Raw genomic sequence first — 14,893 nt, forward strand, 5'->3', positions numbered from 1 at the left:
TTTGAGAGTTTAAAACTTAGGAAGTTGGAGATGCCCGTATTTCATTGGGTTATCACAACGGCAGACAATAAGAATTTCATAACTTTGGTTGGAGAAGCCTTCATTTTCGAAGAGCAACTACGACATTATAGTTTAGATTTTAGCGTAATTATGTTATTGGGGAAACCTGTATCTTACATGTTCATCACAACCGCAGATAAGGAGAAACCAATAGCAGCTCTTAACTATCTAAATTCATTGCCATGACACCTGGAAGAAAAAGAGAGCAATTAAGACTTCAAATTTTAGAAACCCAACGAATGCTCGACCTCGTTGGCGCACACCCTATCATGAGCGCATCTTTCCAAGATCGCCTCAGTCAACTTCAACAACAATTAGATGATTTACCTGCTGATAACAAAGATCTACCGTAAGCCTCTTCTTTTCCGGATGCCCGGTCATGGGGTCTACTATGTATAATCGCGTATCCGAAACAAATACAAAATCTTCCCAGGTTGAATTAAGAGGCGTTCTTAAGGGCATCCCGTTGGAATCTTGGAAGTTTGACTTTCTAACCGATGAAGATCATTTGATCAATGGAAGAATCGGTCAACATTTATCCGAGGAAGAAATTACCGATTTTATGAGTCAGTTCTTCAACAAAACCTGCATGGCATCTTTTGAGAAGACCACAGTATATCTGAAAAATGGTAGGATTAAAGATAGTTATGAGTTGATTAACTTAAATAAATAGCTAAGTTGGGCGCCTTCATTTATCAATTCTCATCCCCTTCAACAATAATCTGCCCATAAACCGGATCATTAGAAGATGTAAGCTTATATGGCAGGTAATATCTGACAACCTTCCCATCATGATGTACTACCCGGATTTCAACTGCAGACGTTTTCCCATTTGAACTATCATCGCTGATATATACATCTATTCCCATCGCCGCCATCTTATAATCGCCTCGTACAATTCCGTTCCATAATGCTTCACTCAAGCGATCAATCATCTCCTTTGAATCGGGATGTTCTTCGCCCCAATATATCCCAATGGGCCTTAATTCGTCGTTTTTATCCATTGCAGCGCCGAACGGATAAAACTCACCGGCTTCTTTTAGAAATGCAGTTGCCTGGTCTATAATGAGCTTCCTTAGGCTGTCTATATTTACCTCGGGGAGCTTAGCTGTCATATGATCCGGGATTTAAAGCACAGTAATAGTCCTAAAGCCTCTAATGTTGAAAGTAATGCAACGAGATATGGGGAGTAAATGTCGCTACACTATCATCTAATACTTAATCCAACATCTCAGCAGGTACATGATTTAATACAGCAACCATTGACCTGCATAACATTGTAAATGAAGACTTCCTGGACAAATGCATTTCTAACTGCCTCTTATACTGATGCTTCAAAACCGGGTTGCTACAGCCTAGCCATTGAATAAGCAAATCCTTTATATGGTCGTATTTCTTCCTGATTTCAAATCTAAGCCCCGCAGTCGCCTTGATAGTTTCCTCACTGTGACCGTTATGCAGCCTGTTTAAAAGTTCGCAGGTATTAACCGCTTTCCCATTAGTAGCATCACGCGGCTCAAAATGAGGATCCTCACCCATTATTCCAAGACTATATAGAATTTCTGTCTCCACATCATCCGCCGGATCGCAAGGATCCAGGTAGCCACCGGCAGGTGTTGCTCTTGGCTTCATTTTATTTGCTCTATGCTCTGCCGGATACAGATTCGTCCAGTCATATCGTCTTGAACGATCTACCGACTGAGAAACAAAATGTTCAATATCCATACACCAGGAGTTAAGGAACTTCTGCTCTGTCAGGTAACATTTTGAATGAAAACATCGATCAAACGCCTCCAGAAGATCTGAACTTCTGTACGTTCCAGGCTCGGTTGGCTTTATTCCAACCGCAGGATTGGCAAGATATGCCTGGATATCTGTGATGTATTGCTGTATCTCTTGGGTATTTAACGCGGAAGGTATAGCGGCCTCTCTTTGGACATTGATCATATTTTATCCCCGTTTGCTTTCTAATGCTATAATTTGATTTTCTATTTCAAATCTCAGTGATGGCGTCATATACTTTTCATTCGCCATTATTATCTCGCGGAGCTTATCCGGATTACGTTCATTAACGGCCTGGCTTACCTCCAGCAAAATAGCATCTGCTACCGGCGAGAACTCATTGTCCAAACCGAAATGTTTGATCATTAACTCAGAATAACTACTTCCAGCCTGCCAACCAGCTATTTCTTTTTTACTTGTAAGATCATAAACAATGGCATTTTTTACACTTGAAATAACTGCCGGTGAATGTGTTGCGACAATAAACTGAATAGCAGGAAACAGTTCGGTTAACAGTGGTAAGATCTCATATTGCATTCCAATATGAAAATGAGTTTCAGGTTCGTCTATAAGAACGATGCCTGGTGGATCGTAACTGTAATCTCCGTTCTCCTTTCTGATCAGATCCACACGCATCAGCAGGTCCATTAAAATGCTTATGAAAGCGGAGAATCCCTCAGAAAGCTGGTTAAATGTCATTCTCCTTCCATCTCTCAGAACTATCTCAAAATCAAAGCTCTCCTGAATAAACAACAAATCTAATTCAGTATCCTCAAATACTCTCCTTAAAATATTAGTAAGACTGCCGAAAAAAATCTGATTTTGATTTAATCTCGTTTTATCGTCTTTAATGAGATCAAATGCCTCATATACTTTCTTGTTAACCAAAAACTGTTTAAACCTTGATATAAATTTTTCGGGATCCGATTCAGCTTTTAGATTTTTCATGAACTCCTCCTCTTGTACCACTGAATTCACCAACCCCAAATTAATTTTTCTGTGAGCCCTGAAATGAGAGAATATAAACTCAGCCGGTCTTAAAAGCAATTCTAAATTGTCTTCGTGGAGAAAATGCAAATCCAATATATTATAAGGATTTATCCTTTTATCAGAAAGAGAATCTTTAATCGGGAAATTTTGTGAAGGTTGCTTTTTTATATTACTTAGGTTGTGCAATCTATACTCTCCTCCAAATGTATCGTTTACCAACAATCCCATTTGAAAGCCTATTGACTCCAATATCGTTGTCTTCCCAGTCCCATTCTTTCCCGTCAAAATAATATGCTTAAACTCAGCCAACGGAGTTGCAGGAACGTCAAAATTCTGATACGCATAACAATCATTGACATGAATCTGTTTAATATATGGGAACTTCATACTACGATCTTCTTAGTTATCTCAAAAAAACAAACCATTCTACATCAAAATAGAATGGCTCAAGACATAAAAGTACAAAACTTATCTAAAAATACCTTCCCCCCTCCCCGTCTCCCAAATTTTCCGTACCTTTAACCAACTCAAAATCAACTATTAAAGCATGCCCAAACAACAAAGCATCATCCTTTTATCCGGCCGCATGGGCGACCAGGTATTCTACCACAAAAAAGACAAACGTGGCAGGAAGAAATACTACGTCCGCAGAGCGCCGGAAGTAGTCCGCCAATCCACCGCCACCAAAAAGACGGCCACCGACTTCGGTACCGCCAGCAAGGCCAGTCGCCTGATCCGGCAGGCATTGAATGCATACACCTGCCAGTACAAGGACGAAACCCTGCATTACCGCCTGAACGCCCTCCTGGGAAAGATAATCCGCCTCGACACAGACCGCCCCGCCGGACAGAAAAGGCTCCTGCCGGAACACATGTCCCTTTTAACCGGTTTCCGGTTCAATAGTGAAACACGTGTCCCTAAAATGGACCGCATGACAGTAAAAGAGAACACAAAGCTTATCGCGGTATCCGTCAATTTTGAAAAAGGAACGACCCTCGTCCGGGTCAGTGAAGCCATAACAGCAGAACAACCCGGCAATAACGAACTGACGCTGCTTCTGGCAGAAACGGAAGGCAAAGCCCTGGACATCATCGACGTCCTCCAACCCGCCCCTGTACAACAACAGACCAGGGCCAGACCTAAATTACAGGTCCAACCTAAGTCCATATCAACGCCTACCTTACTTCATCTATACGCCTACCCATATCCGGGTACAAAGCATCATTCTACCGCCCGTTCAGCCCGAAAGCGATCCCCATTTCTAACCCTCTCAGCTCCGCTAACCCTTTCAGGCGCCCTATAGCTGAATAACCAGGGTAAGTAGTCTTGTCAAGATCGTCCAGCATCTGGTGACCATGGTCCGGTCGCACGGGAAGCGTATATCCCTTCCGTTGCATCAGCAATACTAATTCCTTTACGACACTGTACATATCTACTATCCCGTCCAGGTGATTGGACTCAAAGAAATTACCCGCCACATCCTGTTGCGTATTACGCAGATGAACGAAGTGGATACGGTCACCGAACCGCCGTACCATCTCCGGAAGATCATTATCTTTTCTAACCCCGAAAGAGCCGGTACAGAAACACAAGCCATTAGCAGGAGAAGGCACCGCATTCAACAAGGCCTCCACATCCGCGCTAGTGCTTACAATACGCGGCAATCCCAACACCGGGAAAGGCGGATCGTCCGGATGAATAGCCAGCTGCACACCTACAGATTCCGCCACCGGCGCAACTTCCCGTAGAAAATAGTAAAGGTGCTCCCGCAGCTTCGCTGCATCAATATCCTTATAAGTATCCAACGCCTGTAATACCTCAGGTGCAGTAAAAGGAATATCACTGCCCGGCAATCCCAGTAAAGCATTCTTATAAAGCGTAGCCTGGTCTTTGTCGTTCATCTCACTTAGCAAAGCTGCAGCTTCCGCAAGTTCGTCAGCCGTATAATCTTTCTCTGCGCCCGGCCTTTGCAGCATGAACACATCAAAAGCAATAAAAGCCGAACGCTCAAACCGCAAGGCCTTACTGCCATCCGGTAAGGTATAAGCGATGTCGGTACGTACCCAGTCCAGCACCGGCATAAAATTGTACGTCACTACCTTCAGCCCGCATTGTGCAATGTTCAACAGGCTTTGCTTATAGTTGGCAATATGCAGCTGATAATCACCTGTTTGTTTTTTAATATCCTCACTTACCGGTAAACTCTCGATCACTGTCCAGGTCATACCCGCCGCTTCAATGATCGCCCTCCGTTTGTTGATCTCCCGTACGGGCCACACTTCCCCTACCGGTATATGATGCAACGCAGTTACTACTCCCGTACATCCCGACTGCCTGATATCCCACAGGCTCACCGGATCGCTCGGACCGAACCAGCGCATAGTTTTCTCCATCAATAACATTCGCTATGGTATTACTGTCAATGAAACAGATGTTGTTTTATCTGATGCCGTACCGGCCATAATTGTAAACGTACCCGGTTCCACTACCCACTTCATATCCTTGTTGTAAAACGATAACGCAGATGTATCAATAGTAAAGTGAACGGTCTGAGATTGACCCGGTTCCAGCCAGATCTTCTGAAAACCCTTCAGTTCCATTACCGGACGGGGAACAGATGAATAATCATCCCTGATGTACAACTGCACAACCTCTGCTCCTGCCCTGCTACCAGTATTCGTCACCGTTACACTCGCCGTCGTCTTACCGTTTGTTTTAATTTTCCCTTCGGATAAGATTAAGTCGCTATAACCAAAGTTCGTATAACTTAACCCGTGCCCAAACGCAAATAGCGAGCTTGCGTCAAAGCCTAAATTATACCCGCGGCGGGCGGACGGTTTATAGTTGTAATAAGCAGGAATATGTCCCGCAGTTCTCGGAAAGGAAATAGGCAATTTACCACTGGGATTAATATCACCGAATAAGGCATCCACCATTGCATAGCCGCTCTCCTGACCTAAATACCAGCATTGCATGATGGCTGGCACTATAGCAGTAACAGGTCCCAAACTTAACGGCGGACCACTATTAACAAACGCGCACATAGGTTTGCCGGTCGCAGCCACAGCCTTCACCAGCTCTATCTGTCCATTCAGCAATTCCAGCGTAGGCATATCGCCCAGGTGATTACTCGCCCAGCCTTCCCTGTTCATACTCTCATTACCACCTATAAACAACACTACTACATCCGCCTGTTTCGCGATCTCTACTGCTGCATCGATCTTGCTCTTATCCGGATTGTCGGCAGCAAGATTGATCGTATCTGCAAACCAATTGTTCTTATCTGTCAATGTAACACCTTCCGCGTACAACACTTTTATCTTATCGCCATAACGCTCTTTCATCGCCTGCAAAGGAGAGATCGTAACGCGGGGTTTGCCGGAATAACCGCCCAGCAAACACTTGTCCGCGTTAGGCCCGATAAAAGCGATCGTCTTGATCTTGTTCTTATCCAACGGTAATACCTGCTGATCATTCTTCAACAATACCATCGCTTCCTGCGCTGCGCGATAAGCCACTGCTCTTTTAGAGGCACTGCCTACTAATGTATCAGCACGGGCAACATCCACATAAGGATTATCAAATAGACCTACACGGAACTTGTTGATCAATATCCTCTTTACAGCTGAATCAAGCACTTTAACAGATACCTTGCCGCTCTTCACAGCCTGCGCCAGATTCTTAAATCCATCCGGGTCAGGCGTTTCTATTTCAACACCTGCATTGATTGCCAATACGCCCGCTTCATCCAGCGATGGCGTTACTTTATGCAAAGTCTGCACATCTCTCACCGCATAATAATCTGACACTATCACGCCTTTAAAACCCCATTCCTTTCTCAGGATATCCTTCAACAAATAACTGTTAATATGAGCCGGCAAACCGAATACTTCATTATAACAAGCCATCACGTTCATAGCGCCCGCCTCTTGTATACACGCAACGAACGGTTTAAAAAACACTTCTCTTGCCGTTCGTATATCAATATTGCTGGGCGACACATTCAGCCCGCCTTCACTCTGCCCGTGAATACCAAAATGTTTCAATGTAGCAGCTACCTTATCACGACCAAGATACACACCGCCACCCTGATATGCTTTGATCTGCGCTACCGACAACCGGGATATCAGGTATGGATCTTCTCCCATCGTTTCTTCCGTCCTGCCCCAACGCGGATCACGTACAATATCAACAACCGGGGCCAATACCTGCTGACCGCCCCTCGCACGTACTTCCGCTGCAACACTCGTAAATACATCGCCCATCAAAGCCTCATTCCAGGTGCTCGCCAATGCGATCGGTACCGGAAAGTTGGTCGCGTCCTGCGTTTGCTGACCATGCAATGATTCCTCATGCACCATCACAGGAATACCTAATCTCGTCTTCTCTATGAAATAACGTTGAATATTGTTATATAACTCAGCCTGTTCCTTCGGATGACGCCCGTCACTGTTCGGCCCTCCCTTTTCGTTCAACCGTGCGATCTCTCCCAGCCCGTTCTTCAATACCGTACCGGCTTTCGCCTCATCGAAACGGCCTAGTGTATCCAGCAGGCCAGCCTTCTGAGCCCAGAAACATTGCGTCTGCATCACCTTCTCTTCCAATGTCATCCTGGCTAAGAGGTCCTTCGCCCGTACATCGGGCGACAACCGCTTATTCTTATATGCGGGCGATTGTGCATAGGATACATAACTGCTTAAAAAAGCGATGGCTAAAAAATATTTCCTCATAGATCAATGAATGGTTAAGGCCTGCAACAATATGCTGCAGGCCGGTTTTTATGATGGAAGAAAAATATCAATGATCAATACCCAGCGTTCTGGTATTGTGTCTTATTCATATCAGCAACCGCGTCCAGCTGTCCTTTCGGAATAGGCCGCAACACGTGAAAATCCTTGATACCGGCGGCACCGTCCGGATTGTACGCCTTCACTCTTTCAATCAGTTTACCCCTCACCGCCAGGTCCGGCCAGCGCATGCTTTCACCGCACAGTTCACGGGTACGCTCATCCAGTATGAAGTCCAGCGTGATCTGCGACACATCATTCACCCTGATAGCATTGTACCTTGCCGTCACTTCACTTTCACTCAATCCCGGACGATACGCTGCACGTTGTTTTAACACATTGATCAGACCTACTGCATCCGCAGGATGATTATCGCCTAACGCCGCTTCCGCCGCGATCAGGTATACTTCGGATAATTTGCTGACAACGAAAGGCCTTCCTCCCTGGTCGTTAGCCGCCAGTTTATTAGGGTCTTCATATTTACTCAGACTGGGATACATGTTCCTCGTCACCACAGGATCTATCGAACCACCGATCAGGTAAAACTCTCTCGGAGCTATCACACGGTATGGTTTCAGTTTAGGCCCTGCGGGCGATATACCATTCAGTGAATCAGCGATCCTGTTGGTCTTCGCCATAATAAAGGCAGTGTCTACATTCGCAGTAAAGCCACCGCCTGTAACCGAAGCAATGTACACCGTACGGAAAGTCCCGTCGTAACGGCTGTCATTTGTTTTATCTGCAAAGGCTACATTGTACAGCCAGGGCGTCGGACAAAAACGTCGTATCGGTCTGCCGTACTGCACCGTCCTGGCGGATATCGGCTGTGTCGTGGAAGAAGCTTCAGGCGCTCTCACAGAAGTATAATCACCTACAAAATCATTATTAGCATCAATCCCTTTCATACCACCACCAATGCTGTTCGGGTTACCTACTTCATTCGCATTGTTGTTACCGGGAATACGTTCCACCGCATACAAGATCTCCGCATTATAATCATTGCCCGGTCTGTGCACATCCGCATAATTCTGCTGCAACGCCACACCATAAAACGCCTGGTTGTTGATCAGCTCCATTGCCGTGTTATAGGCATTCGTGAAATCTGAGGGCTGTTTTGCCGCGGAATACGCCCGGGAGAGGTAAGCCTTCGACAGGAGGTGTAAAGCAGCTGATTTGGACAGTTTAAAGGCATTGGTAGGCCTTTTATCCGGCAGGTTCTCACTGGCAAAGGTCAGGTCTTCTATAATAACGTTATAATCCTTCACCAATACATCTGCAACCGGCAACCTGTTGAAACCCTGGAAAGCCGTTTCATTGAACACCAGGTCCCCGTTCCCGAGATCTACCGGTACTGCGCCAAACTGCTGTACAAGCAGCAGGTAATAAGCTGCTCTTAAGAACCTCGCTTCTCCCTGTATCACCTTCCGCTGATCTTCACTGATAGGTACTTCCGGTGCATACTGCACAATCGCATTCGCCAGATTGATATTCGAATAACTCCTGTTCCAGGGAGTGAGAATAGCCCCGTTCGCAAAGTCCAGCGTATAGTTCCCCAACGTCAGAAAATCCTGCGTACCGCCAGCGCCGTTACGAGGCTGCTCTGCATAGGTATATTCATCTGTACCACATACGGCAATGGCTACAGCGCCCTCCGGACCATAGTTGTACCGCATACCTGAATACAGCGCATTGACAGCATTCTGTAATCCTGCCGGTGTTTTGAAATACTCCGGAGAGAACACGGTGTAAGGACGCTCCTCCAGCTTTTTATTACAGCCGGTCACTGTTAACAGTAATCCGCCGGCCATTATCGTTAGAAACTGATATATAGGCTTCATATGCATGCTAATGGTTTAAAGTGAGATATTGGCTCCAAGCGTGAAAGTCCTCATTGGCGGCGTGCCCAGGCCCACTGTAATAGAACCGTTCCCGTTAGTGTTCGGACGGATATTGCCCGGATCGGCCACACCCTGTGTACCTACGCCGGTCCCCTCGGGATCAACGCCTGTCTTATCAAAGAATGGAGAGAATATAGTAGCAACATTATCTACCGTCACATAAAAACGTACGGCCTGTGCATTCAACCGTTTCAGCAAAGGACCATTGAATGTATATCCCAGGTTGATGCTTCTGATCTTTACAAAAGATGCATCGTAGTATCCCAGCGTGGTCCATGCAGTACTGATATTGCTGATAGTCGCCTGTGGTTTCGGGAACCAGTTGGAAGGATTGCTTTCCGTCCAGTAGTCTACCTTCAGACCATTACGCTTACCATCCATTACGGTCAGGTAAGCAGCATTCGGCTGATGCACCTGGCTGATAAGCGTTCCGCCGAAACGTGCATACATCACAATGCTCAGATCAATGCCCTTATAAGAGAACCTGTTGGTCAAACCACCCTGCAAACGTGCCTCCATACTGCCAATCACATAACGGTCGTACAATGCGCTGATCTGCCCGTCAGGTTTACCTTCCGGACCACCATGATCTTCAAACTTGATCTGCCCCGGAATAGCGCCGTAAGTCGCTGCTTCAGCAGCTTCGTTACTTTGCCAGATACCCAGCTTTTTATAATCGTAAATAGCCGACATCGGGTGACCAACAAACAACTGATTAGCCACATCCTCCGTTACCTGGTTACTTAATTTCAGGATCTTGTTCCTGTTGAAGAACAGGTTCAGGTCAGTGCTCCAGGAGAACCCGCTCTTTGATCTGATATTTACTGATGATGCCGTGAACTCTAAACCCTTGTTCTGCATCTCACCAATGTTCGTCTGATAAGCGCCGGACACACCGGATGTAGGCGGCAGCGTTACACTATAGAGTATCCTGTTGGTCTTCGCATAATAGTAATCCAGTGATCCTGTCAGCCTGTTGTTAAACAAACCAAAGTCCACCCCGATATTGCGTGTTTGCGTATACTCCCACTGTAAATTAGGATTAGGTAAGGTTGCCACCTGGTACCCTGTTACGATCGTACCGCCATAGTTATACCTGATCACATTACCCGGAGCAGTCAGGAAGTTATCGTTGGTCACAAGCCCCAGCGATGCATAAGGCAGTACCGCCTGATTGGAAGTTTGTCCCCATCCTGCACGGATCTTCAGGTCAGACAGGAACTTCACCTTACTCATAAATGATTCCCTGCTGATATTCCATCCCGCCGATACTGCCGGATAAGAATGCCATTTCTGTCCGGGAGATAATCTTGAAGAACCATCCATGCGTCCCGTCAGTGTCAGCATAAAACGATCGTCATACACATAGTTCACCCTCGCCATATACGATAACAAGGCCCATGAACTTTCATCACCATCTACTACAGCAGCGGGCGTTGTATTGGATTGAGAGAGGTTATAGAATTGTACAAAATCTTCATTAATGGAATCTTTAGAAACGGAAGTAGAATGCATGTGGTTCTCCTGTACACTGTACAAACCAGTAAAGCTGATACGATGTTTCTTGGCGATAGTTTTGTCGTAATACAACAGGTGCTCCAATGTATAACCCCATGCCTCTTCATTGAACACGGAAGCCGTATTGCCCTTGAAACCACGGAAGAACGCAGGATTGGCAGGTGTATTGGCACTCTGGAACTGATCGTTCTCCTGTTGCCTGAAACTCAGACCCAGGTTCACGCGGTAACGCAAACCCTCTAATATTTCATACTCGCCATACAAGCTGTTATTGGAAGTCATCCTGCGGATCTTATCCACCCAGTTATTATTGTTCCGCTGCAACAACAACGGACTATAAGTAGGATAATTGTTATCATCGATATTACCATTCGGCAAAGGGATCACATTGCCGGCGCTATCGTATGGAGGCATCAGCGGGCTCATTGCCAGCGTCGGGAACATCGTGTTCTGTGCCACGAATTGTGAACCATTGGTCACGCCCACCTGGTTAATAGTCGTGATACCCACCTTGATACGTTTACCGATACGGCTGTCGATAGTAGCACGCAGTGAGTAACGCGTAAAGTCCTGTCCTGGCACTACTGCCTCCTCTTTATAGTAACCGCCACCCAGCGAGAAGGTATTACCGGCGTGCCCGCCGGATACCGTCAGGTTATGATTGCTACGATAACCGGTACCATACATCAGGTCCTGCCAGTCGGTACTTCTGCCACTGGCGATAGACTTCTGTTCTTCCGGCATGTAACCTTGTCCCCAGGTAGAAGTATCGCGCATGGTCTGGTATTCCTGCGGATTAAACACCGGGTATTTATTCGCCACCTTACTGAAGCCATGATAGCCGCTGTAAGCCACACGGGTATCGCCGCTCTTACCACGTTTGGTAGTAACGATAACAACACCGTTCGCACCTCTTGAGCCGTAAATAGCAGTAGCAGAAGCATCCTTGAGCACATCAATGGAAGCGATATCGTCAGGGTTCAGATCGTTGAGCGTACCTTCAAACGGAATACCATCCACAACGAACAGGGGTTCATTGGAACCACTGATCGATCTTGTACCTCTTATCCTGATCTGCGCACCTGCGCCGGGCGTGGTACCTGCACGCTGGATCTCCAGACCGGCGGCACGCCCCTGTAATGCCTGTTGTACGTTGGCTACGGGCACTTCTCTGAGGGTGGTTTCATTTACGGAAACGACAGACCCTGTCACATCTTTACGCTTCTGCGTACCATAACCGATCACCACTACTTCTCCTATATCTTTTGAAACAGGCAATAACTGTACGGTGATAGTTGTCTGATCGCCGACCACTATTTCCTTCTCTCCAAATCCCATACTTGTAACGACCAATACGGCCTGCGGGCCGGCAGTAATGGTAAACTCTCCGCTGACGTTGGTCACGGTACCATTCACTGTACCCTTCACCTGTACCGTAGCGCCGATAACCGGTGTCCCCAGGTCACTGATAACCCTGCCTTTTACTGTTTTATCCTGCTGAGCAAGACTTACCGCAGGAATGACAAGCTGGCAAATAAGCATAACGGCAAGCCAGAAAGCCGTATACTTCCGCCATTTCCCCCTATAGCATTGTAAATGTAAATTGACCATTTTCCCGTATTTTGTTAGATGTAAATGAAATCGGTTGTAATCCCACCGCAATCAATACCTGTCTGGATAACGTGAACACTTCAGCGCAGCCGGTCATGCCGCAGCCGATCAAATCTGCCGGTAATTTTATGAAGTCACAGTAAAGGGTTGCTTATAGCCTTGAGCAGGCGGGAAATGAGCTGTCTGTTTTTCATTAAACCGTTGGCACGAGCCTTCTTTCGTTTATTTCGTGGAACCCTTAAGAATGTGCTTACATTTGTGGAATCTTTTTGTCTGTCTTTTCAGACACGAATATAGCAATTTTAATAAAAAATACAACCGATTGTATTTTTTAGATAAAATATTTCTACTTTTATTTGTACAGGAAACATCCTTGTCATGTCAGAAGAAAAAGAAATCACGATCTACGATATAGCCAAACATCTGAACATTTCGCCTACTACGGTCAGCCGCGGACTGAAGGACCATCCCACCATTAATATAAAGACGCGCAAGAAGATCGCTGAAGCGGCCCGCCAGCTGGGCTACCGCTCCAACACCTTTGCCAGCAGTCTTCGCAGCAAGCGTACCGAGACGCTGGGGGTTATTGTTCCCAGGCTGAATAGTAATTTCATGTCGTCTGTACTGGCAGGCATGGAGAACGCCGCCAGCAGGGAAGGTTACAATCTGATCATAGCACAGTCGCTGGAACAGGCCGACAAGGAAATGGAGAACGTGATGACCATGTTCAATAAGAGAGTGGACGGGCTATTGGTATCTCTCGCCTATGGTACAGAAAGCATCCGTCACTTTGATGTGTTCTTTAACAAAAAGATCCCGGTTATCTTTTTTGACCGCGTAGCCGCGCATCCTGACAGCACCAGTATCATCATCGATAACTTCACGGCCGCTTACCAGGTTACCCGGCACCTTATTATGCAAGGCCATAAACGCATTATGCACCTGGGTGGCAATATGTTACTGAATGTATATTCCGAACGATTAAGAGGCTATAAACAGGCATTACAGGACCATAAACTGCCTTTTGAAGAGAAGCTGGTCATGACAGGCAATCTTACCGAAGAATGCGGCACAGACATCGCGAAACAGCTCCTGAAACTGAAACCTAAAGACAGGCCCGAAGCCGTCTTCTGCGCCAACGATACTGCCGCCGTATATTGTATGATCGCCCTCAAGAACGCCGGCGTCAGCATTCCCGAAGAAATCGCCTTTGCCGGTTTCAATAATGATCCGATCAGCAGGGTGATAGAACCGAACCTCACCACCGTGAACTATCCTGGCTATAATATGGGGCAGGCCGCTGTGACAGCACTTGCCAATCACCTTAACGGAGACGCCAGCATCACCGACACGAATACGATCGTACTGAGATCTGAACTGATTATCAGAGCATCCTCCGGAAAAAGGGAGCAATAACTACAACGCTCCCACAATAGTGCATTTGCTGAGATACTCCCTGTTGAAATAATCTGTATAATGAGCTGTTCTCCGCAGCTGCATTGTCTTTATATTCAATTCCCACACAGCCGCATCAAGGTATAATATACCCACCAGCAGTTCTACCGTCTCCTCATCTTTCTGGCGCATATCAAATACAGGATCTGTATCGATCGTTATTACTTCCTCTTCATCATGTTCCCCTTCATACCAGACAGTCAGTTCAAAATCTCCCGCCATTACGGCCCAGTCTTCATTCTCACTGATCAATCCACAGGTCGGGTTACCATAGAACCAGTTCAGATAAGTTACATCCCTCGTCTCCAGGTGCAGCAGATAAGCATTCTCGGATTGACTTACAATCCTCCGCTGCTTACCTATAATGTATTTATCAGCCCCACTAAGGGTGAAATACGCGTTATATAAATTCGTAAACAATTCTGACATAGCGGCTGCAAAGTAATGGAACTCTTGTTTTATATACAAATCATGGGGACAAAAATATCCATGTAATCCGCTACCCGCTTGTTTCTGACTTGGGATGAAACAAATGAGCCCAATTTGTTTCCACGGGGTTGTCACCCCGGGGAAACGTTTGAACACGCAACACCGCTACCGACGAAACACACGAACACCACCGGGGAAACGTTTGAACACGCAACACCCCCACCGGCAAACACACGAACACCACCGGGGAAACGTTTGAACACGCAACACCCCCTACGACGAAACACACGAACGCCACCGGGGAAACGTTTGAACACGCAACACCCCACCGACGAAACACACGAACGCCACCGGGGAAACGTT

The 14,893-nt window shown here is 46.4% G+C and carries 11 protein-coding genes; 3 read left to right on the top strand and 8 right to left on the bottom strand.

The window, feature by feature from the left end; genetic code table 11:
• Positions 1 to 242: 242 nt before the first annotated feature.
• Entirely contained in the window at positions 243 to 413 is a 171-nt protein-coding gene (locus C7475_RS32890; RefSeq protein ID WP_158286409.1) for a hypothetical protein, read from the top strand.
• Between the two features lie 342 nt (positions 414 to 755).
• Here the strand turns inward: C7475_RS32890 and C7475_RS03590 are convergent, their stop codons facing one another.
• From C7475_RS03590 to C7475_RS03600, 3 genes are all read right to left on the bottom strand, one after another.
• Positions 756 to 1,175: a hypothetical protein gene (locus C7475_RS03590; protein ID WP_110051139.1), complete on the bottom strand. Its 420-nt coding sequence runs from the start codon at positions 1,173 to 1,175 to the stop codon at positions 756 to 758.
• A gap of 103 nt (positions 1,176 to 1,278) precedes the next feature.
• Positions 1,279 to 2,007: a hypothetical protein gene (locus tag C7475_RS03595; RefSeq protein ID WP_110051140.1), complete on the bottom strand. Its 729-nt coding sequence runs from the start codon at positions 2,005 to 2,007 to the stop codon at positions 1,279 to 1,281.
• Positions 2,008 to 2,010: 3 nt separating this feature from the next.
• A complete protein-coding gene (locus tag C7475_RS03600) occupies positions 2,011 to 3,219 on the bottom strand; it encodes an AAA family ATPase (RefSeq protein ID WP_110051143.1) in 1,209 nt (402 codons plus the stop codon).
• A gap of 160 nt (positions 3,220 to 3,379) precedes the next feature.
• Between C7475_RS03600 and C7475_RS03605 the strand changes: the two genes are divergently transcribed.
• The gene (locus tag C7475_RS03605; protein ID WP_110051145.1) at positions 3,380 to 4,135 is read left to right on the top strand and encodes a hypothetical protein; all 756 of its coding nucleotides are present in this window, start codon (positions 3,380 to 3,382) and stop codon (positions 4,133 to 4,135) included.
• Here C7475_RS03605 and uxuA read toward each other — a convergent pair.
• The 4 genes from uxuA to C7475_RS03625 form a co-directional block, all read right to left on the bottom strand.
• A complete protein-coding gene (uxuA, locus tag C7475_RS03610) occupies positions 4,059 to 5,234 on the bottom strand; it encodes a mannonate dehydratase (RefSeq protein ID WP_110051147.1) in 1,176 nt (391 codons plus the stop codon). The two genes, C7475_RS03605 and uxuA, sit on opposite strands and share 77 nt — an antisense overlap.
• Positions 5,235 to 5,237: 3 nt before the next feature.
• Positions 5,238 to 7,562 (bottom strand): glycoside hydrolase family 3 N-terminal domain-containing protein, encoded by a 2,325-nt coding sequence (locus C7475_RS03615; protein WP_110051150.1) that lies wholly within the window; start codon positions 7,560 to 7,562, stop codon positions 5,238 to 5,240.
• A gap of 74 nt (positions 7,563 to 7,636) precedes the next feature.
• Positions 7,637 to 9,457 carry a RagB/SusD family nutrient uptake outer membrane protein gene (locus C7475_RS03620; protein ID WP_158286411.1) on the bottom strand — a complete coding sequence of 607 codons (1,821 nt, stop codon included), beginning with the start codon at positions 9,455 to 9,457 and terminating at the stop codon, positions 7,637 to 7,639.
• A gap of 15 nt (positions 9,458 to 9,472) precedes the next feature.
• Complete coding sequence (locus C7475_RS03625) at positions 9,473 to 12,646, bottom strand: TonB-dependent receptor (protein WP_110051155.1); 3,174 nt, start codon at positions 12,644 to 12,646, stop codon at positions 9,473 to 9,475.
• 378 nt (positions 12,647 to 13,024) lie between these two features.
• Between C7475_RS03625 and C7475_RS03630 the strand changes: the two genes are divergently transcribed.
• On the top strand, positions 13,025 to 14,062 hold the full coding sequence (locus C7475_RS03630; protein ID WP_110051157.1) for a LacI family DNA-binding transcriptional regulator: 1,038 nt from the start codon (positions 13,025 to 13,027) through the stop codon (positions 14,060 to 14,062).
• On the opposite strand, the gene C7475_RS03635 is transcribed toward C7475_RS03630, so the two are convergent.
• On the bottom strand, positions 14,063 to 14,530 hold the full coding sequence (locus C7475_RS03635) for a hypothetical protein (protein ID WP_110051159.1): 468 nt from the start codon (positions 14,528 to 14,530) through the stop codon (positions 14,063 to 14,065).
• Positions 14,531 to 14,893: the final 363 nt, after the last annotated feature.

The organism is Chitinophaga sp. S165 (genome assembly GCF_003182155.1).
Lineage (GTDB): Bacteria > Bacteroidota > Bacteroidia > Chitinophagales > Chitinophagaceae > Chitinophaga.